The sequence below is a fragment of the Burkholderia sp. MSMB1588 genome (genome assembly GCF_001546925.1).
Classification (GTDB): Bacteria; Pseudomonadota; Gammaproteobacteria; order Burkholderiales; family Burkholderiaceae; genus Burkholderia; species Burkholderia humptydooensis.
Map to the genome: position 1 here is coordinate 1,086,850 of NZ_LNJS01000001.1, position 24,983 is coordinate 1,111,832.

Here is a 24,983-nt window from a genome sequence, read left to right on the forward strand (position 1 = left end):
TGCGCCCGGCGGCGCGGCGCCGGGCAGGCTTTAGTGGAAGTGCGGCTGCGCGGGCGTCGCGTCCTCCGGCATCTCCGCATGGACGATCTCGCCGAGCGGGTCCGCGTACAACGGGACGCCGCAATCGTCGCAATATTCGGGTTCGAAGCGGCCGGCGTGGCGGCGGATGTCGGTCACTCCCGCTTCCTTCAGCAGCGAGGCGATCTCTTCGAGCGGGCCGTCGGCGGGGGCCTCGGCTTCGAGCGTCGCCTCGTCGATCGATGCCTCGCCGTTCTCGCGGCCGTAGAGCGGCCAGACGACCCCGTAGATGACGTCGTTGTTGCCGCGGCGAGTGAAGGCGACGCGATATTCGTCGATCCGCCGCTCGCCGAAGCCCGCGATCACAGCTCTCAACTCCTGCGGCGCGGCGCCGATCGTGTCGAACAGATAGCGGATCGCGGTGCGCACGGTGTGCGGACGGATTCGCTCGTCGGCGTCGCGGCACGCGGAGTAGTACGCGTCGGGCAGCAGGCACTCGAATTCGCAGCCGGGGAGCGCGGCGGACAAGTTGACGCCGCCCTGTGCGGCCCACTGCTCGAGGCATTGGCCGCGCTCGATGCGCGAGCCGTGCTCTTCTTCCTGCCAGCGGAAGAGCGGGGCGCCGGCGGGCGCGGCGACGACGGCGAGCAGGAAGCGCGGATCAGCCAGGATAGGCGACGTCTCGGGCAGGTCGCCGTAGTTGAGCTTGACCGGATGGTTGCCGAGCGCCGCGTGCGCGAGCTGTTGCGCGAGGCGGTAAGTTTCGACGTGATGGCGCGGCAGTTGATCGATGCTGTAGAGAAAGGGCGCCATCGCGACGAGCGTGCCTTGCGCGAGCACGTGCGCTTGCAAATGGGTGCGCAACACGTCGGCGATCTCGGTCTTGAGCGCGCCGGACGGAATCATGTACCGGGTCCACGCGAGCACGGGGATCGCGACGAGGAGCGCTTCGTACGGCTTGCCGTCATGCTCGACGGACAGGGACTCGCTGTGCGTCTCGGCCATGTCGGCGAGAGCGCCGTAGGCGTCCGGGTGATTCTGCTGGAGATGATCGAGCGCGGCGTCGAGCGTGGTCTGGTTGCCGTTGCGGACGATCTTTGCGAGCAAGGCGTCGAGCTTGGCTTCCCAGAAGCGATCTTCGACGCGGCTGCCGGACGCAAACAGCGCGAGCGACAGACCGACCAGTTTGTCGGCATCGGGGGGGAGGCGTTTAGCGGTTCGCTGGCGCATAGATTGACATGGTTGGATGCGAGGAACCTGTCATTTTAGTCCGTTCCGCGTTTGTTCAGCGGTTTGCCGACCTTCCGGCAGTCTTCCTTATGGAAGATAGGCGAGCGCGTTCGAAGTGTGAATATATAGGGGAGCAAAAAAATTTTCGAAACCCTCTTGCGGGGTACGAAGCTTATGCCTAAAATCACGCCTCTTTCGCGCTGCGGCGAACGCGGCGCGAAGGGGGGAGTGGGAAGTCTTGAGCTCGGGCAGTCCGGTCGACCGCGAGGACGAACGGGAGCGCGAGACGGCGATGACGCGGTTTCGGTGGCGCGGAGGTAAAAAAGTTGTTGACGCGCTGCGAATAAGTGATCATAATTTCATTTCTCTGCTGCTGACAACGCAGCGCTGCTGAGAAGACGGTGGCAAGTAGTGAAATCTTCTCGCAGATGTGCTCTTTAACAATGAACAGCCGATAAGTGTGGGCGCTTGATGTGGCGGACGATCTTCGGATCGCGAGCAAAAGTATCAAGAGTCTCACACTAAAGTAAGTCAGGTTTGTGAAGCAATTCACGACCTGTCAGCTTTGAGTGAGCGACCGGTTGGAAACAACCGAAAACAGTAACAGGCATTGAACTGAAGAGTTTGATCCTGGCTCAGATTGAACGCTGGCGGCATGCCTTACACATGCAAGTCGAACGGCAGCGCGGACTTCGGTCTGGCGGCGAGTGGCGAACGGGTGAGTAATACATCGGAACATGTCCTGTAGTGGGGGATAGCCCGGCGAAAGCCGGATTAATACCGCATACGATCTAAGGATGAAAGCGGGGGACCTTCGGGCCTCGCGCTATAGGGTTGGCCGATGGCTGATTAGCTAGTTGGTGGGGTAAAGGCCTACCAAGGCGACGATCAGTAGCTGGTCTGAGAGGACGACCAGCCACACTGGGACTGAGACACGGCCCAGACTCCTACGGGAGGCAGCAGTGGGGAATTTTGGACAATGGGCGCAAGCCTGATCCAGCAATGCCGCGTGTGTGAAGAAGGCCTTCGGGTTGTAAAGCACTTTTGTCCGGAAAGAAATCATTCTGGCGAATAACCGGGGTGGATGACGGTACCGGAAGAATAAGCACCGGCTAACTACGTGCCAGCAGCCGCGGTAATACGTAGGGTGCGAGCGTTAATCGGAATTACTGGGCGTAAAGCGTGCGCAGGCGGTTCGCTAAGACCGATGTGAAATCCCCGGGCTCAACCTGGGAACTGCATTGGTGACTGGCGGGCTAGAGTATGGCAGAGGGGGGTAGAATTCCACGTGTAGCAGTGAAATGCGTAGAGATGTGGAGGAATACCGATGGCGAAGGCAGCCCCCTGGGCCAATACTGACGCTCATGCACGAAAGCGTGGGGAGCAAACAGGATTAGATACCCTGGTAGTCCACGCCCTAAACGATGTCAACTAGTTGTTGGGGATTCATTTCCTTAGTAACGTAGCTAACGCGTGAAGTTGACCGCCTGGGGAGTACGGTCGCAAGATTAAAACTCAAAGGAATTGACGGGGACCCGCACAAGCGGTGGATGATGTGGATTAATTCGATGCAACGCGAAAAACCTTACCTACCCTTGACATGGTCGGAATCCTGCTGAGAGGCGGGAGTGCTCGAAAGAGAACCGGCGCACAGGTGCTGCATGGCTGTCGTCAGCTCGTGTCGTGAGATGTTGGGTTAAGTCCCGCAACGAGCGCAACCCTTGTCCTTAGTTGCTACGCAAGAGCACTCTAAGGAGACTGCCGGTGACAAACCGGAGGAAGGTGGGGATGACGTCAAGTCCTCATGGCCCTTATGGGTAGGGCTTCACACGTCATACAATGGTCGGAACAGAGGGTCGCCAACCCGCGAGGGGGAGCCAATCCCAGAAAACCGATCGTAGTCCGGATTGCACTCTGCAACTCGAGTGCATGAAGCTGGAATCGCTAGTAATCGCGGATCAGCATGCCGCGGTGAATACGTTCCCGGGTCTTGTACACACCGCCCGTCACACCATGGGAGTGGGTTTTACCAGAAGTGGCTAGTCTAACCGCAAGGAGGACGGTCACCACGGTAGGATTCATGACTGGGGTGAAGTCGTAACAAGGTAGCCGTATCGGAAGGTGCGGCTGGATCACCTCCTTTCTCGAGCTTAAATCCGCGAAGTTGAGCGCTCACGCTTATCGGCTGTAAATCAGGACAGACTCAGGGGTCTGTAGCTCAGTCGGTTAGAGCACCGTCTTGATAAGGCGGGGGTCGTTGGTTCGAATCCAACCAGACCCACCAATTGTCTGGCGAGAAGGGAACCTGAGTGTCTCTGTACGGGGGGCATAGCTCAGCTGGGAGAGCACCTGCTTTGCAAGCAGGGGGTCGTCGGTTCGATCCCGTCTGCCTCCACCACAATCTTCAATGGCAAGCGTTCGACTTGAGTCGAATCTTTGTCCTTGGCGATTGAGCCAGTCAGAGTGATGCAGGCAACTGTATCGGCTGTCGTTCTTTAACAATCTGGAAGAAGTAAGTAATTTGGATAGCGGAAGCGTCTTTGAGATGGACGTGGAAGTTATCCGGGTTGTGATTGTATCGATGTATCTCAAGATGATTCGAACTTCATGTTCGGCTCCCTACGGGAGTGGGACCAGAGTAAGCGCTAAAGCGCTAACACTGGTCGACATCAAATTGGAATACGGCACAACGCGAGAACTCAACCTGTAGCGGCTGTCATCCCCATTCGGGGATGGGGCCATCGTAAGTGCTAAAGCGCTAACGATGGCCGACATGAGACAGACTCGTTATAGGGTCAAGCGAACAAGTGCATGTGGTGGATGCCTTGGCGATCACAGGCGATGAAGGACGCGGTAGCCTGCGAAAAGCTACGGGGAGCTGGCAAACGAGCTTTGATCCGTAGATGTCCGAATGGGGAAACCCACTCCTTTTGGAGTATCCATGACTGAATACATAGGTCATGTGAGGCGAACGCGGTGAACTGAAACATCTAAGTAACCGCAGGAAAAGAAATCAACCGAGATTCCCAAAGTAGTGGCGAGCGAAATGGGAAGAGCCTGTACTCTTTATTTGTATTGTTAGCCGAACGCTCTGGAAAGTGCGGCCATAGCAGGTGATAGCCCTGTAGGCGAAAACAGTATGAAAGAACTAGGTGTACGACAAGTAGGGCGGGACACGTGAAATCCTGTCTGAAGATGGGGGGACCATCCTCCAAGGCTAAATACTCGTGATCGACCGATAGTGAACCAGTACCGTGAGGGAAAGGCGAAAAGAACCCCGGGAGGGGAGTGAAATAGATCCTGAAACCGCATGCATACAAACAGTCGGAGCCTCTTCGGGGGTGACGGCGTACCTTTTGTATAATGGGTCAGCGACTTACGTTCAGTAGCAAGCTTAACCGAATAGGGCAGGCGTAGCGAAAGCGAGTCCGAATAGGGCGTTCAGTTGCTGGGCGTAGACCCGAAACCAGGTGATCTATCCATGGCCAGGATGAAGGTGCGGTAACACGTACTGGAGGTCCGAACCCACTAACGTTGAAAAGTTAGGGGATGAGCTGTGGATAGGGGTGAAAGGCTAAACAAACCTGGAAATAGCTGGTTCTCTCCGAAAACTATTTAGGTAGTGCCTCGTGTCTCACCTTCGGGGGTAGAGCACTGTCATGGTTGGGGGGTCTATTGCAGATTACCCCGCCATAGCAAACTCCGAATACCGAAGAGTGCAATCACGGGAGACAGACATCGGGTGCTAACGTCCGGTGTCAAGAGGGAAACAACCCAGACCGCCAGCTAAGGTCCCCAAATATGGCTAAGTGGGAAACGAAGTGGGAAGGCTAAAACAGTCAGGAGGTTGGCTTAGAAGCAGCCACCCTTTAAAGAAAGCGTAATAGCTCACTGATCGAGTCGTCCTGCGCGGAAGATGTAACGGGGCTAAGCCATATACCGAAGCTGCGGATGCGTGCTTGCACGCATGGTAGGAGAGCGTTCCGTAAGCCTGCGAAGGTGCACTGTAAGGTGTGCTGGAGGTATCGGAAGTGCGAATGCTGACATGAGTAGCGATAAAGGGGGTGAAAGGCCCCCTCGCCGTAAGCCCAAGGTTTCCTACGCAACGTTCATCGGCGTAGGGTGAGTCGGCCCCTAAGGCGAGGCAGAAATGCGTAGCTGATGGGAAGCAGGTCAATATTCCTGCACCGTCGTTAGATGCGATGGGGGGACGGATCGCGGAAGGTTGTCCGGGTGTTGGAAGTCCCGGTCGCTGCATTGGAGAAGGCGCTTAGGCAAATCCGGGCGCAGGATTCAAGGGTGTGGCGCGAGCTCCTTCGGGAGCGAAGCAATTGGAAGTGGTTCCAAGAAAAGCCTCTAAGCTTCAGTCTAACGATGACCGTACCGCAAACCGACACAGGTGGGCGAGATGAGTATTCTAAGGCGCTTGAGAGAACTCGGGAGAAGGAACTCGGCAAATTGGTACCGTAACTTCGGGATAAGGTACGCCCTGGTAGCTTGATGCGCCTGCGCGCAGAGGGTGAAGGGGTTGCAATAAACTGGTGGCTGCGACTGTTTAATAAAAACACAGCACTCTGCAAACACGAAAGTGGACGTATAGGGTGTGACGCCTGCCCGGTGCCGGAAGATTAAATGATGGGGTGCAAGCTCTTGATTGAAGTCCCGGTAAACGGCGGCCGTAACTATAACGGTCCTAAGGTAGCGAAATTCCTTGTCGGGTAAGTTCCGACCTGCACGAATGGCGTAACGATGGCCACACTGTCTCCTCCCGAGACTCAGCGAAGTTGAAGTGTTTGTGATGATGCAATCTACCCGCGGCTAGACGGAAAGACCCCATGAACCTTTACTGTAGCTTTGCATTGGACTTTGAACCGATCTGTGTAGGATAGGTGGGAGGCTATGAAACCGGAACGCTAGTTTCGGTGGAGCCGTCCTTGAAATACCACCCTGGTTTGTTTGAGGTTCTAACCTTGGCCCGTGATCCGGGTCGGGGACAGTGCATGGTAGGCAGTTTGACTGGGGCGGTCTCCTCCCAAAGCGTAACGGAGGAGTACGAAGGTACGCTAGGTACGGTCGGAAATCGTGCTGATAGTGCAATGGCATAAGCGTGCTTAACTGCGAGACCGACAAGTCGAGCAGGTGCGAAAGCAGGTCATAGTGATCCGGTGGTTCTGTATGGAAGGGCCATCGCTCAACGGATAAAAGGTACTCTGGGGATAACAGGCTGATACCGCCCAAGAGTTCATATCGACGGCGGTGTTTGGCACCTCGATGTCGGCTCATCTCATCCTGGGGCTGTAGCCGGTCCCAAGGGTATGGCTGTTCGCCATTTAAAGAGGTACGTGAGCTGGGTTTAAAACGTCGTGAGACAGTTTGGTCCCTATCTGCCGTGGGCGTTGGAAGTTTGAAGGGGGCTGCTCCTAGTACGAGAGGACCGGAGTGGACGAACCTCTGGTGTACCGGTTGTGACGCCAGTCGCATCGCCGGGTAGCTATGTTCGGAAGAGATAACCGCTGAAAGCATCTAAGCGGGAAACTCGCCTTAAGATGAGACTTCCCTGGGGACTTGATCCCCTTGAAGGGTCGTTCGAGACCAGGACGTTGATAGGTCGGGTGTGTAAGCGCAGTAATGCGTTCAGCTAACCGATACTAATTGCCCGTAAGGCTTGATCCTATAACAAGTCTGTCTCGATAGCCGTTAGCGCTTCAGCGCTTACGGATATCGAGCGTCGAGTGCAAGGCACTCGACGTACAGCGGTTGAAGTACCGCATATGTGTGAGATACAACCTCACAACCCAAAATTACTGCTTCTTCCAAGATTGGTTGCGCTGCGAAGCAGCGCAACAACCCTCTTTGCCTGATGACCATAGCGAGTCGGTCCCACCCCTTCCCATCCCGAACAGGACCGTGAAACGACTCCACGCCGATGATAGTGCGGATCCCCGTGTGAAAGTAGGTAATCGTCAGGCTCCTCCTCTTGAAACCCCCGCCCCTCACAGGCGGGGGTTTCGCCTTTTACCCCCCGCCTCAACAAAAACAACGCGCGCACCGCGCTCTCTCATCACTCCTCACGCCAGCCTTGAGTTCGTCCGGATTCGAGCATAGGCCGGCGAATGTCGACCGGGCATTCCTCCATTCCTTCGCGTGAGGCGCTCTCGCGTCGCTTCATTCCGGCGCCGATCCCCTCGGTGGGGTGGGTGCTCGTCTTCCGGACCGCCGCTGGTTCTGTCGCCTTGGGCGATTGCTTGCCCATCTACAGGATTACAGTCCGCCCGGTCATGGCAGAAATTTTCGCTATACTTAAATTTAAGCTTGACCGAAATTTTCATGTGATCTAGATTCATCTCAGTCACCAAAGAACCGGCGTCGAGTGCCCGACCCAGATGGCCATTGAGCAGACTGCCGAATCGATTACAGCCGCACGCTCTTCCAAGCACTTGATCCGATTGTGTCAATCCATGCCAGCGGATCCCGCGCGCATCCCTTTGGAACGAAATGCCGTTGGCTGCACGTTTCGGTCATGGGTAGTGTCGGTAGCTGGCTCCTGGCGCGGATCATTTTGCGAATCTTGATGCGATCGGAAACGAGACATGGCTATCGGCATCGGCGGATCGACCCCCGCAGCGGAACTGGCGAAACTCGAGAACATGGCGAATGGCGTCGCGCCGATTCAGCCCGCTGAGTACACAGCACGAATCGAACGGGCACGAGCGTCGATGAGACAGCAAGGGATCGATGCGATTTATATCGAATCGGGGACGAACCTGCTGTATTTCACCGGCGTCGCATGGCGTCGCAGCGAACGCCTGACAGGGGCGTTGATTCCCGCATCCGGACCGTTGCAATACGTCCTGCCGGCGTTCGAACGCGGCACGTTCACAGGCATGATGCAGATTCCCGGCGACATCCATTGCTGGAACGAAGACGAGGATCCGCATCGGCTACTCGCGAACGTCGTAGAGCGTCTCGGGATCGGTGCCGGCACGCTCGGATTCGACGAATCCGCGCCATATTTCATGTATGAGGGCATTCGCGAACGAGCGTCGGCACTGCGGATTCGCAGCGCAATGGAGATCACGCGCGCGTGCCGGATCCGCAAATCGGCAGCCGAGCTCGCGCTGATGCAGCGCGCGAACGACATGACGCTGCGCGTTCATCAAGCGGTGGCCGCGATCTTGAGAGAGGGCATCAGTGCCGACGAGGTGCTCGATTTCACCGACACCGCACATCGAGCGGTGGGCGCGCGGCGCGGATCGACATTCTGCATCGTGCTGTTTGGGCCCGATACTGCGTATCCTCATGGCGTCAAGCATCCGAAGCGGCTCGAGCGCAACGACATGGTACTGATCGATACGGGCTGCCAATTGTACGACTACCACTCCGACATCACGCGCACATATGTGTTCGGCGAGGCGAGCGCACGTCAGCGCGAAGTCTGGGCGCACGAGAAGCAGGCGCAACGCGTCGCCTTCGAACGCGTGAGGGCCGGCATGGCGGCTGAAGAGGGCGATCTCGCGGTCCGCGACTATCTGAAATCCGTCGGCTATGGCCCGGATTATGCGCTGCCGGGTCTACCGCATCGAACGGGCCACGGAATCGGGCTCGACATCCACGAATGGCCCTATCTCGTCGGAGGCGATCGAACAGTACTCGACGAGGGCATGTGCTTCAGTATCGAGCCGATGCTTTGCGTTCCGAACGAATTCGGAATTCGTCACGAGGATCACGTATACATCACGGCCGACGGTCCGCGCTGGTTCACGCAACCGGCAAAAAGCATCGACGATCCGTTCGAGCTCGGTTGAACGTCTGCGCCGCCGCAGGTGAGGTGCCGACGGTATCGATATCGCTCGCGCGATGTCTTTGCCGGGCAGCCACTCGCCGTGACGAGCATGCCGACCCGCTCGCCGCGTCATGCAGCCGACCGGCGGATCGATCGGGGAGCGCGCTTCGTAGAGGCCGTGGCGACGAGAAGCGTCGAACTGCTAACCGTCTGCAGCGGCCCATGCCCACAACGGTAACTGGCTTGTACGGCAGGTATCGCGTTTCCGGGGCGCGACGCGCATCGCATGGCTCCGCAGACGCGTGACGGGCGGATTCGCGCGGCACATGGGCGAAACATCGGCGAAACATGGGCGCATGCCGACGTCGATCGTCCGTTCTGACTGAAGGTTGCATTTGTTTAAGCGCGACGAAAATTTAAGCTTGACGCAATTTGGGGCGAAAGGTAGTTTTTTCTACAGCCGGCCGCCAACAAACGGCTGCGTGCGCTTATTGACATCAATCTGGACATCCGATGATTGACCGACTGAAATACAGTTTCACCGACCTCGCACGATACAACGCATCGGTTGTCGACACGCACGCGGGCCTCTCGCGCCTGATCGACGCGTTGCAACTCGACGCGCTCGTGATCACGTCGCAGGACGAGTACATCTCGGAATGGTTGCCGCGCTGCAATAATCCGCGCTACGCGTTGTCCGGATTCGACGGGTCGGTCGGCTCCGGCGTGTTTCTGAGCGTGGCGGCCGCGAAGCGGATCGGCACGCCGCAATTCGTGTTGTTCGTCGACGGCCGCTACCATCTGCAGGCGGAGAATCAGTGCGATCCGGCACTCGTGCGCGTCGAGAAACTGGGGCTCAACGTTGCGATGTGGCCGGCGATTGGAGACTGGCTCGCGACCCATGCGGCCGACATCGGCCGCGTCGGCTACGATGCGCCGCGCATGAGCGTCGCTCAGCGCGCGTGCCTGTTTGCGCAAACGGAGCGCGCCGGGTTGCAATGGTCGAGCCTCGCCGGCCGCGAGATCGACAAGGCGATCGCGCTGCCAGGCTGGCGCGTCGAGCGACCGATCTTCGAGTTGCCGCGATCGGTGACGGGCGTCGGCATCGCGGAGAACATCGCGACGCTGAACAAGCGGATTGGCGAGCATCTCGGCGGACCGCGCGCGAAGGTCGCGTTCGTGACCTGCGCAGCGGACGATCTGAGCTATCTGTTGAACAGTCGTGGCTACCATCTGCCGTATGCCTCGTCGCATGTCGGCTTTCTGTTCGTCGTCGGCGAAGCGGTCGCGCTGTTCCTGCCGGAGGGCTTCGATCGCTGTCCGGTACAGATCGACTCGTATCCGGCGCTGCACGTGATCCGCAACGACGCCGCCGCGCTCGAGCACTTTCTCGCGCAATTCGACGTCGAGCACATATGCTACGGTTTCCAGGCGGTCAACTGCGCGCTACCCGACACGGTGCGCAGCGTATGGCCCGACGCCCGTCATGTCGACTACAACCCGGTGGAAGCAATGCGCGTGAGCAAGACGCCGGAGGTGCTCGGCCAGTTCCGCGACGCGTTCGCGCGCAGTTCCGAGGCGATTGCCGAGGCGATGCGCTGGGCGAAGACGGGCGAGCCTGGCAAGCGGCACTCCGAATACGATCTCGCGCACGTGATCAGCGACGCATACGCCGCGCGTTCGGCCGTGGCGCTGAGCTTCACGACGGTCGCGGCGAACGGGGCGAACAGCGCGTCCGCGCACTATACGGCGGTGAGCCCTGACGTCGATCTGACTGAAGGCGAACTGGTGCTGCTCGATAGCGGCGCTTACTTCGACGGCGGTTTCGCGACCGACTGCACGCGCGTCGTGTTGCGCCGCACGCGCGCCGATACGCGGCCGCAGCCGTGGCAGCGCGAGATCTACACGGTCGCGCTGAAGGCGTGCATCAAGGGGCTCGTTACGCGCTTTCCGGAAGCGGCGACGGGCGCGGACGTCGACGCCGCCGTGCGCGGCGTCTGCCGCGAGCACGGCTACGACTACAACCACGGCACCGGGCACGGGATCGGTATTCACGTGCACGAAGGCGGCGTGCGGTTCAACCTGGGCGCCCAATATGGCCTCGTGCCGAACGCCGTGATTTCGGTGGAGCCGGGCATCTATTTGCCGGGCAAGGGCGGCGTGCGCATCGAGAACATCGTCGTGATCCACCCGAGCGAACGGGAGCCGGGCATGATGGAGTTCGAGAACCTCGTGACCGTCGGCTACGACTGGGATCTTGTCGATGTCGATCTGCTCACCGACGACGAGCGCGCTTATCTGCGTGACTACGAGCGGTTGTGCGTCGAGCGAGGGACGCACGTGACGGATTGTCCGCTGCTGTAGCGACAAACCTGTGCGCGGCCGGGTGCGCGCCGCATGGCGAAAAGAACGCTGCCGAACAATTGCTCGGCAGCGTTCTTTTTCGAGCGATCGACGAGCAGACCGATGACGGCGCGACGAGGCGCGACGACTCGGCCTCGTGTCGCCGTCCGTGCGCATCACGCGACGCGCGTCTCGTTCCAGCGGTTCGCGCGTCGGAACGTGCCGATGTCGTTGAAGCGCACGCCGACCGCGCGCATTGCCGCGTGCGCCCGCTTCGCGGTCAATTGCCGAATGTAGAACGGATCGCGCACGACGAAGTGGTGAATCGCATGCGTGCTGCCGAAGTTGAAGCAGAACAATTGCACCGGGAGCAGCCACCACGGATTCAACACTTGCGTCTGCTGAATGACGTTGCGCGAATCGATGTCGCCGTAGTAGTGCATGTTCGAGCTGATGAAGTTGATGCAGAAGCTGCGCACGAAGTTCGGCCCGAGCCATGTCACCGCGAGGAAGTCGACGACATGCATCGCCTGCTGGGCGAGCGCCGGCACGTCCGGCTGGTAGCCGAGCGCGTGCAGTGTGAAGAGTCCGACGTGATAGGCGATGAACGCATGCCACAGCACGTAGTAGACGTGGCCGACCGGCATGTACGACATGAGCTGCTCGATGCGCAGCCGCACCCGATCGGCGCGTTCCTGCGCGGGCTGCGCGGCGACGTACTGCAACACTTTGCGGCGCATGCCGAGCGGCCGCAGCGCGACGGCGAGCATGCCGTCCGCGAGCATCAGCAGACGCTTCAGGCCCCAGCGCTCGCCATTGGTGATTCCGTACTCTTCGAGATCGGATTCGCCGCCCGACACCTTGTGATGGTGCAGATGCATCCGGCGGCGCGTCCACGGATTGATCGTGCCGGGCCGGGTGAGCCAGCAGAGCGTCATCATCAGGTGATAAGCCCACGGCGTCTTCTTGAAGTACATCAAGTGGATCAGATCATGCTCGAGCTCGTGGATCAGCGACGTCGCGAGCGTCGCGATCGGCAGCGCGATGTACCACGCGATCATGCCCGTCGCGTACAGATACGCGCCGCCGAGCAGCGTCGCGACGCACAGCGCCATCACGGCCGCGCCGATCAGATTCTGGTGGTCGAGCAACGGATATTGCGCGCGCAGCGCATCGCTCGCGGCGTTGACCTCGTTGCGGACATACGCGACCTTCTCCGCGTCATTCTTGAAGCGCAAAGTCTTGTTCATTGTTCGAATCCGTTCCCTGAAATCGGCGGTTTGCCGATGAGATCATCTTAGAGCCGTCCGCATCTTCGCCGTGATAGCCGGTCGTGCCAAAGAGCGAGTCATTTGAGGCCAATTTGCGGCATTGCGATGTGTCATCTGAGGCCATCCGTCGCTATAATCGGCCGGTCACTGCACGGAGTCGAAGCATGGCCATGTCTGTTCCGGACCCCACGAGGCAATTGAACAAGGCGACCGTATCGTCCGCCTACGCGCTCTTCATGCTGATGCTCGCGGAAGAGCGCGGCATCGCCGATGCGGACCTTCTCGCGAACACGGGTGTCACGCGCGCGAAGCTCGAGGAGCCGGACACGCGCATCACGCCGTTGCAGCAGGCGGCAATCGTGTTCAATTTGATCGGGATGACGAACGATCCGTCGATCGCGGTCGAGATCGGCTTGCGAAGCAGCCTGACGAAGTCGGGGCTCATCGGCTTCGGCCTGATGAGCTGCGCCACGCTCGGCGAGGCGATCCAGCTCGGCATCCGTTATCTGCCGACGCGCGTGCCGTTCTTTTCGGTGCGGCTGACGGAACTCGAGCATACAGTGCAGATCGACATCCTCGAAGCGTTTCCGCTCGGCAGGCTGCGGCAGTTCGCCGTCGAGAACTTCATGGTCGAGACGGCGATCCTGTTCAACTCGCTGCTGACACCGTCGCATGACAAGACGATGAAGTCGAACGCCGAGCTATGCTTCGAGTGGCCCGAGCCGCCTTATTTCGCGCGCTATCGTGACCGTCTGCCGCGCTGCCATTTCGGTGCGTCCGCCAATCAGATCCGTTGCGAGGCCGCGCTGCTCGACGAGCCGATCAAGACCGCGAACGCGCACACGGCGCAGATGATCGTCCAGCAGTGCGAGGCGGAACTCGCGCGGCTCGGCTATGCGGAGAGCATCGTCGAGCGCGTGCGCAATCTGCTGATCCGCGGCAGCGACGGCTATCCGTCGCTCGATGCGCTCGCGCGCGAGTTGCATCTCTCCGAGCGCACGCTCAAGCGCAAGCTGAGCGACTACGGCACGACGTATTCGGCGCTGCTCGACGAGATCCGGCTGCGCGATGCGCTGCGCCTGCTCGAGGGTACGCAACTGACGGTCGAGGAGATCGCGGCGCGCGTCGGCTATACGGATCGAGCCAACTTCAGCCGTGCGTTCCGGCGCTGGACCGGCACGTCGCCGAGCGGCCGGCGCCGGATGTGAAACGCGCCTTCCGGGCGCGCATCGCGCAATGCGGGTACACCTGCTGGCAGCAGGGATGTTCGCATGTGCCGACGCAATTTTGCGACACTACGCAGGCATTCCTTCAGCGATATCAAGTCGCAATTCCCCACGCACAGCAGGACGTGCCGGCCGGCTTGTGCTGCGCTCCCGCCAGGCATACGATTTTTGAACGGCAACGCGGCATGCATCGCGTGCCGTGCGATCGGCGCGAACGCCGCATAGCGGCGCTCGCGTACCTCGCCGGGATTTCCGGCTTCCGCTTCGATTCGACCATCACGCTGGACAACATGACTTCCGTTCTCCTCCTCGAAAACATTCACGACAGCGCGTCCCGGCATTTCGCCGACGCGAACGTCGACATCGAGCGGCGCAAGGGCGCGCTCGCCGGCGACGAACTGCGGCGCGCGCTGCAGCAGCATCAATTGGTCGGCATTCGCTCCGCGACGCATCTGATGCGCGACGAGATCGACGCCGCGCGCCATCTGCTCGCGATCGGATGCTTCTGCATCGGCACGTCGCAAGTCGATTTGCCGGCTGCCGCGCATCACGGCATTCCGGTGTTCAACGCGCCGTTCTCGAATACGCGATCGGTCGCGGAACTCGTGATCGCCGAGGCGATCCTGCTGCTGCGGCGCGTACCGGAGAAGAGCGTCCTCGCGCATGCGGGAGAATGGGCGAAAGGCGCGGGCGGATCGTTCGAGGCGCGCGGCAAGACGATCGCGATCATCGGCTACGGCAATATCGGCGCGCAAGTCGGCGTGCTTGCCGAGGCGCTCGGCATGAAGGTCGTCTATTACGACGTGCAAGCGAAGCTGTCGCTCGGTTCCGCTCAGCCGGCGCGCTCGCTCGGCGAAGCGATCGCGATCGCGGACGTCGTCACGCTGCACGTGCCCGCGAACGCCTCGACGCACAACATGATCGACGCGAGCGCCCTCGCGCAGTTCAAATCGAATGCAATCCTGATCAATGCGTCGCGCGGCACCGTCGTCGATATCGATGCGCTGCGCGATGCGCTCGTGCAGAAGCGCCTGAGCGGCGCGGCAATCGACGTGTTCCCGCGCGAGCCGAAGAGCAATGCGGACCGCTTCGAATCCGTGCTGCAAGGGCTGCCGAACGTGATCCTCACGCCGCATATCGGCGGCAGTACGCAGGAAGCGCAGGAGAACATCGGCGCGGAGGTGTCGTCGAAGCTCGTCGCATTCCTGACGCGAGGCGATACCGCGGGCGCCGTCAATTTCCCGCAGGTGAGCCCGGGCGAATGCACGTCGGCTGCGCGGCTCTTGAACGTGCACGGCAATACGCCGGGCGTGCTCGCGGGGCTCAACACGCTGCTCGCGCAAGAGGGCGCGAACGTCGTCGCGCAACATCTGCAAACGCGCGGCGATATCGGCTACGTGGTGACCGATCTCGACCGCGTGCCGTCCGATGCGTTTCTCGACAAGCTGAGCGGCAACCGCGCATTTACGCGCAGCCGGCTGCTTCGCAGCGCATGATGCGACGCGCGGGCCGCCGGCGTGGGGTTCGCGTGCGATGTCTGCCACGCGGTTGATGCGCCGCCGCACCCTGTCGATTTTGACAGCGTTGGATTTCTCGCGGCCCGCGTGTAATATTGCGCACCAATCGAATCGTCCCGCGCCGGCGGCGCTCGAACGGATCGCCGAATCCGGAGCGCGCGAACGAACGTGTTCGCCCAACTGCGTCCCGCCGCGGAATCGAGTCGGAATCCTGAGATTTACTTAGAACAACGATGTATTTATCCGGGGAAGAGGGTTCGTGTATCGTGCGGCTTTTCGCCAGTACGTTGTGGGCGTTTCATTCGGCGTCGGCATGACGCCGCTTGCCGCGGTCGACACACGTTTCATCGGCGTCGTGCATGCCGCGTGCGTGCGCGTTCGCGCCGATTTCTCGAAGAGGGCCGACGATGCAGTTCGAAGAGTTGAGCGATGACGAATGGGCGCGTATCGAGGAATTGCTCTCCGCCCAGCCGGCGCGCAACACGCGTTGCGGCCGACCGCGGGCGCAGGCGCGCGCGGTCGTGAACGCAGTGCTGTGGGTGCTCGCGACCGGCGAATGCTGGGCCGCATTGCCGCGCCGCTATCCGTCGTCGCCGACTTGCCGCCGTCGTTTCGACGAATGGTCTGCGGACGGCACGCTTGCCGCGATCGTCGAGCGGTTGCGGGGATGCGGGCGACAGGTCGAGTCGCGCGAGCGGATCGGCCCGATCGGTGTGAAGCCGCATGCGCGGGCGCGCCGCCGGTTTCAGCACAACGTGTTCTGGAGCAGCCCTGAATCCTGGTGCGCATCCGTCGTCGGTGGCGTGATCGAGGCAGGCAGGGACGATCGCGCGCCCGAACTTGGCGAGGGCAGTGCGAATTGACGGACGGCACGCGTGTCGCGCGCGCCGGGGAATCCGTCGTCGCGGTAGTGCCGTGATCGGCCGCCCGAGAGCAACCGATTGATCGTCAGCGGCTCGCCCGCGACAGCCGGCCGAGGCTCGGCGCTTTGCCCGCGAGATTGCGATGCGAGCGCCTATGCCGCTTGCCAGCGCGCGGCGGCAACGTCGATCTTGCGCGGAATCAGCTTGAGGGCGGCGAACGTATCGGCGATCTGCTGCTGATACGCGAGCGTCGCATCGTCGATCGGTTGAACGCCGTAGCTCGCGCGTTTCAACGCATGCTCGAGCGTGCCCGTGTCGAGGCCGACGAGCGGCGATAGTTGCGCGGCGACCGTGGCGATGTTCGCGCGCGCCCAGCGATCGACCGCACCGACTTCGTCGAGCAGCGCGCGCACGAGTTGCGGCTCGGCTTCGGCGAACTTCCGGCTCGCGAGATAGTACTGCGTGTTGTTCACGAGCCCTTTGCCGTTTGCGATCGCGCGCGCGTTCGCCTGACGCTCGATCGCCGCAAGATAAGGATCCCAAATCACCCAGGCGTCGACGCCGCGCTGCGCGAAGGCCGCGCGCGCGTCGGCGGGCGCGAGATAGACGGGCGCGACGTCGCGGTAATCGACCTTCGCGCGCTGCAGCGCGTTGACGAGCAGATAATGAACGTTCGAGCCCTTGTTGAGCGCGATCTTCCTGCCGCGCAGATCGGCGACGGCGCGAATCGGCGAATCGTGCGGCACGACGATCGCTTCGCCCTGCGGCGCGGGCGGCTCGCTGCCGACGTAGACGAAATCGACACCGCCGGCGAGCGCGAACACAGGCGGCGTCTCGCCGACCGTGCCGACGTCGATCGCGCCGGCGTTCAGGCCTTCGAGCAGTTGCGGGCCGCCCGGAAACTCGATCCACTGGACCGACACATGCTGATCGGCGAGCCGCTTCTCGAGCGAGCCGCGCGCTTTCAGCACGACGAAGTTGCCGTACTTCTGATAGCCGATACGCAGCGTCTTCGCGCTGCGTTGCGCGTGTGCGGCGCCGCTCGCCGATAGCGCGGCGAGGCCGCCCAACAGTGGCGCGGCAAGTGCGGCAGCGCCTGCGGCTTTCAGCAGCGAGCGTCGCGCGCCGTCGCGCGCGGATGGGGAAGGGGTGGTGCGGGGCGTGTCGTGAGCGGTCATGTGGCTTTGTCGGTCGATGCGGTTCTTGCGCGCGATGCGGCGCGCCGCGGCGTAATCCGCGATTGCGCGGCCACGTCGCGCATCCGCTGCCATCATCGTCGGCGCGCGCGGACGGGGTCAATGGCCGGCTTCAACTTTGTTCTGCTATCGATTTCGCGCAAGGGAATTTGCGCGCGACGCGGGCGCGGGCGAACATGCGGGGCCCATAGCGACCGATATCGATCGAACTCGTGGCGGCGTCGAATGTGCGTCTGTCCGCGCATCGAACGTCACGACGCGTTGCCGCACGCGTCAAATGCCGGCTTCGATACGGAGAACCCGCGCAAGCCGGCGAACAAAAGTCGACAACGCGCGGCGGCGCGTTTCTATAGAATCGTCGATCCTTACATATGGTTTTCATCGAGCGGACGCGCGTTGCCCGCGCGGCGCGGCAGGCGGCATCCGAAGCGATTCGTCGCGATCCGTCGCCTCACGCAATCTCCGTCCACCTTCACTTCGCATCACGCATCCGTCATCCATGGTTCGACACGCATTCGCTTCGACGCCGGCGCCGAGTCGCGCCGCCTCCGCCTTCCGCCGCCGCGCGCCGCGCGCGTCGGCGGCCGTCGCGCTCGTCTGCTTCGCCGCGTTGCTCGCGGCGGGTTGCGGCGAGCGCGCCGAGCCGCAGCGCGGCGGCGCCACGCCCGTGCTGAGCGTATCGTTCAAGCCGAAGAGCGGGTTCGTCGTGCCCGTCGCGATCGCGGGCAAGACCTATCACTTTCTCGTCGACACGGGCGCGAGCCACACGGCGATCGACAATCGGCTCGCGCAGTCGATCACGCAGCCGTCGACCGACGATCAGATTCCGATCGCGTACCGGACGATGCTCGAAAAAGGCCTGACGACCGCGGACGGCGTGCTGCCGCAAGCGCGCGTGCGCCTGTGGCAGCCGCTGCCGATCGCGCTCGGCAGCTACGAGGTGCCGAGCTTCTATCCTTGGCTCGGCCTCGATCTGTCGTTGCTGTCGCAGGTGTTCGGCACGCAGATCGACGGCATCGTCGGCATCGAGATCTTTCGCCAGTTGAGCTGGGTCGCCGACAATCGCAGCGGCACGCTGACCGTCTGGCGCCATCCGCCCGCCGGGCAGCGTTTCGCGCATTGCGTCCCGTACCAGGACAGCTTCGGTCAGTCGCCCGCCGTGAGCGTCGACTTCCGCGATCAGTGGGCGATGTTCCGCTTCGATACCGGCGCGCGCTATTCGATCGCGTCCGCGCCGACGCTCGCGTACCTCGCGAGCCGCAAGGCCGCGACGCCGCTCGGCGGCGCGGTGCCGAGCATGTCGGCGAACGGCGTCGGCCAGTCGCGCGACCATTTCGTGAGCGGGCTGTCGTTCGACGGCCGGCCGGTCGGCAGCCTGCGCGTCGCCGAAGGCGGCGGCGACATGCTCGGGATGAACTTTCTCGCGCGGCTCGACCGCTACATGTTCGTGCCGAGCACGATGGAGTTCTGCTACGACGCGAGCGGCTTCACGCAGGACGATTCCCGGCCGCTGCGCACGATCGCGATCCGCTTCGTCGACGGCCGCGTCGAGCTGTTCCACAACCGGCCGGAGGACCTCGGCCGCTACGGTCTCGAGAACGGCGACGTGCTCGTCGAGATCGACGGCAAGCGCGTCGACCCGTCGGCGATCGACGACGTGCGCGACCGATTGAGCACCGCACCCGCGGGCTCGCTCGATATCGTGATCGAGCGCGGTGGTTCGCGCCGCGCCGTGCGAATTTGACGCACGTCACGAACGGGGCCGCGCACGCGGCCGAAAGCGCCGCGTTTCACTTGCCGCGACGCCCCCGGCACGTGCGCGTTTGGCGCGCGTAACGCATTGCCGCATAAGAGAAAAATCGAAATGCCGCGCGGCGCGCCGTGAAACATTGCGCTTTTCCCGCGACCGGCTAAATTCCAGAAGACATGAGATTTGCGATCGCTCGGCCAATCGACTACCAATGTAAAGAAGTATTAGATTGACATGAATCAACGCAAAGCAACGGCGCTCATGAGATTTTCGCGACATCGAAAATTTGAACAACAAGTTCCCATGAGACCAATGAAAGCGATGGTGCCGGGCGTACCCGCTTACCTCACGAGCCGCAGGGGCGGCTCGCGTCGCCGGCGGGAACTGCACGCCTTCCCGGAGAGGATGACAGTGACCTCGAGACCCACCGCTGTACTCGCCGTACTGTGCGGCTTGCTGAGCCAGACGGCGCTATCCCAGGAACCGCAGGCCGAGCGCGCGCCCGACTCGATGGAGGCGCGCGTGCTCGCCTGCGCCGCCTGCCACGGCCGGCAGGGCGAGGGGACGTCGAACGACTACTTTCCGCGCCTGTCCGGCAAGCCCGCCGGCTATCTGTACAACCAGCTCGTCGCGTTCCGCGACGGCCGGCGCAAGTATCCGCCGATGAACTACCTGCTCGCGTATCTGCCCGACGCGTACCTGCGCAAGATCGCCGATCACTTCGCGAGCCGGCGGCCGCCGTTCCCAACGATCGCGGCGCCCGCCGCCGCGCCGGCGGTGCTCGAGCGGGGGCGGCAGCTCGTCAAGTCGGGCGATCCGTCGCACAAGATTCCAGCGTGCGCGTCGTGCCACGGCGCGTCGCTCACGGGCATGGAGCCCGCCGTGCCGGGGCTGCTCGGCCTGCATGCCGAATACCTGAGCGCGCAGCTCGGCGCATGGCGCTACGGCACGCGCACGTCGTATGCGCCCGACTGCATGCAGCAGGTCGCGTCGCGCCTCACCGACACGGACGTGACCGCCATCTCCGCGTGGCTCGCTTCGCAGCCCGCGCCCGCGAACCCGTCGCCCGCCCCCGCGGGCTCGCTCGACATGCCGCTCGCATGCGGTAGCGAACCGCGTTAATGGAGGCCTCGGTGCACAAGCATTGGATCGTCAAACTCCGCAGCGCGTGCGCGAATGCCGCGCTCGGGCTGCTCGCGGCGACGCTCGCCGCATCCGCCGCACACGCGCAACCCGCCGCGGACGCGGCGACCCTCAAGCGCGGCGAGTACCTCGCCCGCGCGGGCGACTGCGTCGCGTGCCACACGGTGCCGGGCGAGAAGCTCTTCGCGGGCGGCCGCGCGATGCCGACGCCGTTCGGCACGCTGTACTCGCCGAACATCACGCCCGACAACGACGCGGGCATCGGCAAATGGACGGCCGACGAGTTCTACGCGATGATGCACACCGGCCGTTCGCGCGACGGCTCGCTGCTGTATCCGGCGATGCCGTTCGCCGCGTACACGAAGGTCACGCGCGCGGATTCGGACGCGATCTTTGCGTACCTGCGCTCGGTGCCGCCCGTGAAGCTCGCGAACCGGCCGCACGACATGCGTTTTCCGTACAACAACCGGCAGTTGCTGATCGGCTGGCGCACGCTGTACTTCAAGGAAGGCGAGTATCAGCCGGACCACGCGAAATCGGCCGAATGGAACCGCGGCGCGTATCTGGTGCAGGGGCTTGGCCACTGCTCGATGTGCCACACCGCGATCAACGCGCTCGGCGGCAGCTCCGAGTCGAACGCGTTCGAAGGCGGGCTGATCCCGATGCAGGCGTGGTATGCGCCGTCGCTCACGTCGAACCGGGAAGCTGGGCTCGGCGACTGGAGCATCGCCGACATCACGGGCCTGCTGCAGGCGGGCGCGTCGCATCGCGGCGCGGTGTACGGGCCGATGGCCGAGGTCGTCTACGACAGCCTGCAGTACCTGTCGGACGACGACGTGCGCGCGATGTCCGTCTATCTGAAGTCGCTGCCGCAGCGCGGCAGCGAGGCCGAGTCCGCGCCGAAGACGACGATGGCCGCATCGGAGCAGGCGCGCCTCTACAAGATCGGCGCGAAGATCTACGACACGCAGTGCGCGAGCTGCCACGGCAAGACGGGGCGCGGCAAGACGCCGGCGTTCCCGCCGCTCGCGGGCAACCAGTCGATCCAGATGACGTCCGCGGTGAATCCGATCCGCATGGTGCTGAACGGCGGCTATGCGCCCGGCACCGCGAAGAATCCCGAGCCCTACGGCATGCCGCCTTTCGCCCAGTCGCTGTCGGACGACGAGGTGGCCGCCGTGACGACGTTCATTCGCACCGCCTGGGGCAACCGCGGCACGCCGGTTTCCGCGAAGGAAGCCAACGCGCTGCGCTCCGCTCCGCTCTATTGAGGACATCATGAGCGACACTTCCCAACGACACGGGGGCGACCCCGAACCGCACGACGACGCGGTCGACGAGATCGTCCGGTCGGGGCCGCGCGGCGCGCTCGCGCTCGCCGGCACCGCGACCGCGATCGTGATCGCGCTGTGGTTCGCCTTTTACTTTCTCGTCTTCCTGCCTCGCGGCGTGATCCAATAAAAAGCGGCTCCCATGTCCAAACAACCTATGCCAGACCGTCTCGACGGCGCGCAGCTCGCGGCCCGGATCGAGCGCAGGTGGGCGATCCTGGCCGTCGGCCTGATGATCGTCCTCGTCGCCATGATGGTGTACACCGGCCTGCACTGGGCGATGATGCCGCCGTCGCGCGTCGAGACGATCGATCCGACGACGCTGCACGTTTCCGGCGAATTCGTCGAGAGCAACCTCGGCACCGCGCGCGAGCCGGACGGCTCGGTCACGGTGCGCGTGATCGGCCAGCAGTACTCGTTCACGCCGCAGTGCATCCTCGTGCCGGCGAATACGCCCGTCACGTTCCGCGCGACGAGCGCGGACGTCGTGCACGGCTTTCTCATCACCGATACCAACATCAATTCGATGCTCGAGCCCGGCTACGTCGCGACGTTCAGGACGACCTTCGACACGCCGAGGGATCACCTGATGCCGTGCCACGAGTATTGCGGCACGGGCCACGAGGGGATGTGGGCGCACGTCAAGGTCATTGACCGTGCGGAATTCGACAAACTGGCGTCCAGCGCGCGGAGACTGAGCTGTGTTAAAGAATAATCGACTGGTGCTCGCCCATTTCTGGCTCGCGTTCGCGGTCTTCGGCGTCGCGCTGTTGCTCGGCGCGTGGCAGATGCTCGCGCGCAGCCCGCTGCATCCGTGGCTCGGCAATCCCGAGCTCTACTACCGTTCGGTGACGGCGCACGGCTCCGTGATGGGCTACGTGTTCCCGACGCTGATCGCGATGGGCTTCGGCTACGCGATCAGCGAGCTCGCGCTCAAGATGCCGCTCGTCGGCCGCCGCTGGGCGTGGACGGGTTTCTGGCTGATCGCCGTCGGCTCGGTCGTCGCGATGACGCCCGTGTCGCTCGGCCTGTCGTCGGTGCTCTACACGTTCTATCCGCCGATGATCGGCAATCCGTTCTACTACCTCGGCGTCGTGCTCGTCGTCGTCGGCTCGTGGATCTGGGTCGCGCTGATGTCGGTGAACCTCTATGCGTGGAAGAAGAGCAATCCCGGCACGCCGATTCCGCTCGCGATGTTCGCGAACGTCGCGGGCGCGTATCTGTGGGGCTGGACCGCGGTCGGCGCCGCGATCGAGATCCTGTTCCAGATCCTGCCCGTCGCGGTCGGGCTCCGCTCGACGATCGACGCGGGCCTCGCGCGCGTGTTCTTCTCGTGGACGCTGCACGCGATCGTCTACTTCTGGCTGATTCCCGCGTACATCGCGTACTACACGCTCGTGCCGCGCGCGATCGGCGGCAAGCTGTACAGCGACGGGATGGCGCGCATCTCGTTCATCCTGTTCCTCGTCGGCGCGATGCCGATCGGCGTGCACCACCTGTTCGCCGATCCGCAGGTCGGCTCGGGCTTCAAGTTCCTGCAATCGGTGTTCACCGCGCTCGTCGCGGTGCCGACGCTCCTCACGGTGTTCACGGTATGCGCGTCGGTGGAGATCGCTGCGCGCCTGCGCGGCGGCAAGGGCGCGTTCGGCTGGCTGCGCGCGCTGCCGTGGCATGAACCGATGATGCTCGCCGTCGCGTTCTCGTTCGTGATGCTCGGCTTCGGCGGCGCGGGCGGGCTCATCAACATGAGCTATCAGCTCGATTCGACGATCCACAACACGCAGTGGATCACGGGGCACTTCCACCTGATCTTCGGCGGCGCCGTCGTCATCATGTACTTCGCGATCGCGTACGAACTGTGGCCGCACCTGACGGGCCGCGCGCTCGGCAGCCTGCGGCTCGTGAAGACGCAGCTCTGGCTGTGGTTCGTCGGGATGATCGTCACGACGTTCCCGTGGCACTACGTCGGCATCCTCGGCATGCCGCGCCGGATGGCCTATTACGACTACAGCGATCCGGCGCTCGCGCCGCAGGCGGCGTGGGTGACCATGTCGGTCGTCGGCGCGCTGATCCTCGTCGCGTCGGCCGTGCTGTTCTTCGTCGTGCTGATACGCAGCCATCGCGGCGCGAAGGTCAAGCCGGCCGAGTTCACGTTCAGCTCGGCCGTCCACGAGCCGAAGACGCTGCCCGTCGCGCTCAACAGCTTCGGGCTGTGGATCGCGCTGATGATCGGCCTCACGGTCGTCAACTACGGCTATCCGATCGCGCAGTTGATGTCGCTCAAGCAACCGTCGGTGCCGGCGATCTACATGGGGGCGCAGCGATGAGCACGGAACGTCTGTTTTCGATTCGCAACCGCTGGTTTACGGTCAGCGTCGGGCTCACGCTGTTCGCGGTGGCCGCGTCGGTGCTGATCGGCTTCGTCTGGCTGCCGTCGGTGCAGAAGGACGCGCAGTTCCAGGGCATCTGGAACGCGATCTGCAGCGCGGCCGGCGTGCCGCGCGCGTGGCTGCCGTCGCAGCAGGCGCCGGCGCCTTCGGCCGTCAAGACGAGCACGGTCGTCGTCACGCCGCAGATGATGGTGGGCGCGGACAGCCTGTCGATCGGCCGCGGCGCGACGCTCGCGATGCGCTGCACGATGTGCCACGGCGCGCGCGGGATGAGCGACGCGAATTCGCCGAACCTCGCGGGCCAGTACGCGGCCGTCATCTACAAGCAGTTGAAGGACTTCCAGACGGGCGCGCGCACCAACGCGGTGATGGCGCCGATGGTCGTCAATCTGAGCGACCAGGACATGCGCGATCTCGCCGCGTTCTACTCATATCTGCCGCGCACCGTGACGCCGCTCGCCGCGACGCCGCCGAAGATCGTCGCGAGCGGCGCGCCGATGCGCAACATCGCGCCGTGCGCGTCGTGTCATGGCGGAATGGACAACAAGGTCGGCGGGCCGAGGCTCGAAGGCGAGCCGGAGGTCTACATCAACGCGCAGTTGCAGGCGTTCGCGACGGGCGCGCGGCACAACGACATCAGCGAGCAGATGCGCAACGTCGCGCGGCAGATGACGCCCGCCGAGATCGCGGCGGCCGCGCGGTATTACGCGGGGCGGCCGTAGCGGGGCGCGGCCGCGGTTGCGCTTCGGCGCAGGCCGTGGAGGCCGCGCAGCGCCGGAGCGGCGGAGGGTGCCGTGCGATCGACCGCGCCGGTGCGAACAGGAACGGCAAACGGGAAGGCGTCCGTTTGCCGTTCCTGTTGGGCGTCGATCGGAGAGGGCGGGGCGGCGGCGAGGCATGATCGCCCGTCGGCCGAGCGCGA

At 62.9% G+C, this 24,983-nt stretch carries 14 protein-coding genes, 2 tRNA genes, 3 rRNA genes and 1 pseudogene; 17 read left to right on the forward strand and 3 right to left on the reverse strand.

Annotated elements, in window-relative coordinates; all coding sequences use genetic code 11:
• Nucleotides 1–30: 30 nt before the first annotated feature.
• A complete protein-coding gene (locus tag WS92_RS16705) occupies nucleotides 31–1,248 on the reverse strand; it encodes a DUF2863 family protein (RefSeq protein WP_006025136.1) in 1,218 nt (405 codons plus the stop codon).
• A gap of 612 nt (nucleotides 1,249–1,860) precedes the next feature.
• Between WS92_RS16705 and WS92_RS16715 the strand changes: the two genes are divergently transcribed.
• From WS92_RS16715 to WS92_RS16755, 7 genes are all read left to right on the forward strand, one after another.
• A 16S ribosomal RNA gene (locus WS92_RS16715) occupies nucleotides 1,861–3,391 on the forward strand.
• 64 nt (nucleotides 3,392–3,455) lie between these two features.
• Nucleotides 3,456–3,532: transfer RNA gene (locus WS92_RS16720), tRNA-Ile, on the forward strand.
• 38 nt (nucleotides 3,533–3,570) lie between these two features.
• A tRNA-Ala gene (locus WS92_RS16725) sits at nucleotides 3,571–3,646 on the forward strand.
• Between the two features lie 395 nt (nucleotides 3,647–4,041).
• Nucleotides 4,042–6,921: ribosomal RNA gene (locus WS92_RS16730) — 23S ribosomal RNA — on the forward strand.
• Nucleotides 6,922–7,104: 183 nt separating this feature from the next.
• Nucleotides 7,105–7,217 (forward strand): 5S ribosomal RNA (gene rrf, locus WS92_RS16740).
• The 16S, 23S and 5S rRNA genes sit together here with 2 tRNA genes alongside, the layout of an rRNA operon.
• A 621-nt stretch (nucleotides 7,218–7,838) precedes the next feature.
• Complete coding sequence (locus WS92_RS16750; protein WP_059932782.1) at nucleotides 7,839–9,053, forward strand: M24 family metallopeptidase; 1,215 nt, start codon at nucleotides 7,839–7,841, stop codon at nucleotides 9,051–9,053.
• A gap of 491 nt (nucleotides 9,054–9,544) precedes the next feature.
• Nucleotides 9,545–11,395: a M24 family metallopeptidase gene (locus tag WS92_RS16755; protein WP_015601382.1), complete on the forward strand. Its 1,851-nt coding sequence runs from the start codon at nucleotides 9,545–9,547 to the stop codon at nucleotides 11,393–11,395.
• Between the two features lie 155 nt (nucleotides 11,396–11,550).
• Here WS92_RS16755 and WS92_RS16760 read toward each other — a convergent pair whose 3' ends face one another.
• Nucleotides 11,551–12,624, reverse strand: coding sequence for a fatty acid desaturase (locus WS92_RS16760; RefSeq protein ID WP_006029440.1), 1,074 nt, complete (start codon nucleotides 12,622–12,624; stop codon nucleotides 11,551–11,553).
• A gap of 185 nt (nucleotides 12,625–12,809) precedes the next feature.
• On the opposite strand from WS92_RS16760, the gene WS92_RS16765 reads away from it, so the two are divergent.
• The 3 genes and pseudogenes from WS92_RS16765 to WS92_RS16775 all read left to right on the forward strand — a co-directional run bounded on the left by WS92_RS16765 (nucleotide 12,810) and on the right by WS92_RS16775 (nucleotide 16,251).
• Entirely contained in the window at nucleotides 12,810–13,853 is a 1,044-nt protein-coding gene (locus tag WS92_RS16765) for an AraC family transcriptional regulator (protein ID WP_059932780.1), read from the forward strand.
• A gap of 239 nt (nucleotides 13,854–14,092) precedes the next feature.
• Nucleotides 14,093–15,367, forward strand: a complete 1,275-nt coding sequence (gene serA, locus WS92_RS16770; protein WP_041861891.1) for a phosphoglycerate dehydrogenase — start codon at nucleotides 14,093–14,095, stop codon at nucleotides 15,365–15,367.
• A gap of 334 nt (nucleotides 15,368–15,701) precedes the next feature.
• Nucleotides 15,702–16,251, forward strand: a pseudogene (locus WS92_RS16775) (transposase).
• A gap of 152 nt (nucleotides 16,252–16,403) precedes the next feature.
• On the opposite strand, the gene WS92_RS16780 reads toward WS92_RS16775, so the two are convergent.
• On the reverse strand, nucleotides 16,404–17,429 hold the full coding sequence (locus WS92_RS16780; RefSeq protein ID WP_059932793.1) for a sulfonate ABC transporter substrate-binding protein: 1,026 nt from the start codon (nucleotides 17,427–17,429) through the stop codon (nucleotides 16,404–16,406).
• Between the two features lie 517 nt (nucleotides 17,430–17,946).
• Here WS92_RS16780 and WS92_RS16785 point away from each other — a divergent pair.
• From WS92_RS16785 to WS92_RS16820, 7 genes are all read left to right on the forward strand, one after another.
• Nucleotides 17,947–19,191: an aspartyl protease family protein gene (locus tag WS92_RS16785; RefSeq protein WP_006029445.1), complete on the forward strand. Its 1,245-nt coding sequence runs from the start codon at nucleotides 17,947–17,949 to the stop codon at nucleotides 19,189–19,191.
• 411 nt (nucleotides 19,192–19,602) lie between these two features.
• Nucleotides 19,603–20,319 carry a c-type cytochrome gene (locus tag WS92_RS16795; RefSeq protein WP_059932776.1) on the forward strand — a complete coding sequence of 239 codons (717 nt, stop codon included), beginning with the start codon at nucleotides 19,603–19,605 and terminating at the stop codon, nucleotides 20,317–20,319.
• Complete coding sequence (locus WS92_RS16800) at nucleotides 20,319–21,611, forward strand: c-type cytochrome (protein ID WP_006029447.1); 1,293 nt, start codon at nucleotides 20,319–20,321, stop codon at nucleotides 21,609–21,611. The genes WS92_RS16795 and WS92_RS16800 overlap by 1 nt, the downstream gene beginning before the upstream one ends.
• A 7-nt stretch (nucleotides 21,612–21,618) precedes the next feature.
• Nucleotides 21,619–21,801, forward strand: a complete 183-nt coding sequence (locus WS92_RS16805) for a hypothetical protein (RefSeq protein WP_004526488.1) — start codon at nucleotides 21,619–21,621, stop codon at nucleotides 21,799–21,801.
• Between the two features lie 27 nt (nucleotides 21,802–21,828).
• On the forward strand, nucleotides 21,829–22,386 hold the full coding sequence (locus tag WS92_RS16810; protein ID WP_006029448.1) for a cupredoxin domain-containing protein: 558 nt from the start codon (nucleotides 21,829–21,831) through the stop codon (nucleotides 22,384–22,386).
• Nucleotides 22,373–23,998 carry a b(o/a)3-type cytochrome-c oxidase subunit 1 gene (locus tag WS92_RS16815; RefSeq protein ID WP_059932774.1) on the forward strand — a complete coding sequence of 542 codons (1,626 nt, stop codon included), beginning with the start codon at nucleotides 22,373–22,375 and terminating at the stop codon, nucleotides 23,996–23,998. Before WS92_RS16810 ends, WS92_RS16815 begins: the two co-directional genes overlap by 14 nt.
• Entirely contained in the window at nucleotides 23,995–24,783 is a 789-nt protein-coding gene (locus tag WS92_RS16820) for a c-type cytochrome (RefSeq protein ID WP_059932772.1), read from the forward strand. The genes WS92_RS16815 and WS92_RS16820 overlap by 4 nt, the downstream gene beginning before the upstream one ends.
• The last annotated feature ends 200 nt before the right edge of the window (nucleotides 24,784–24,983 follow it).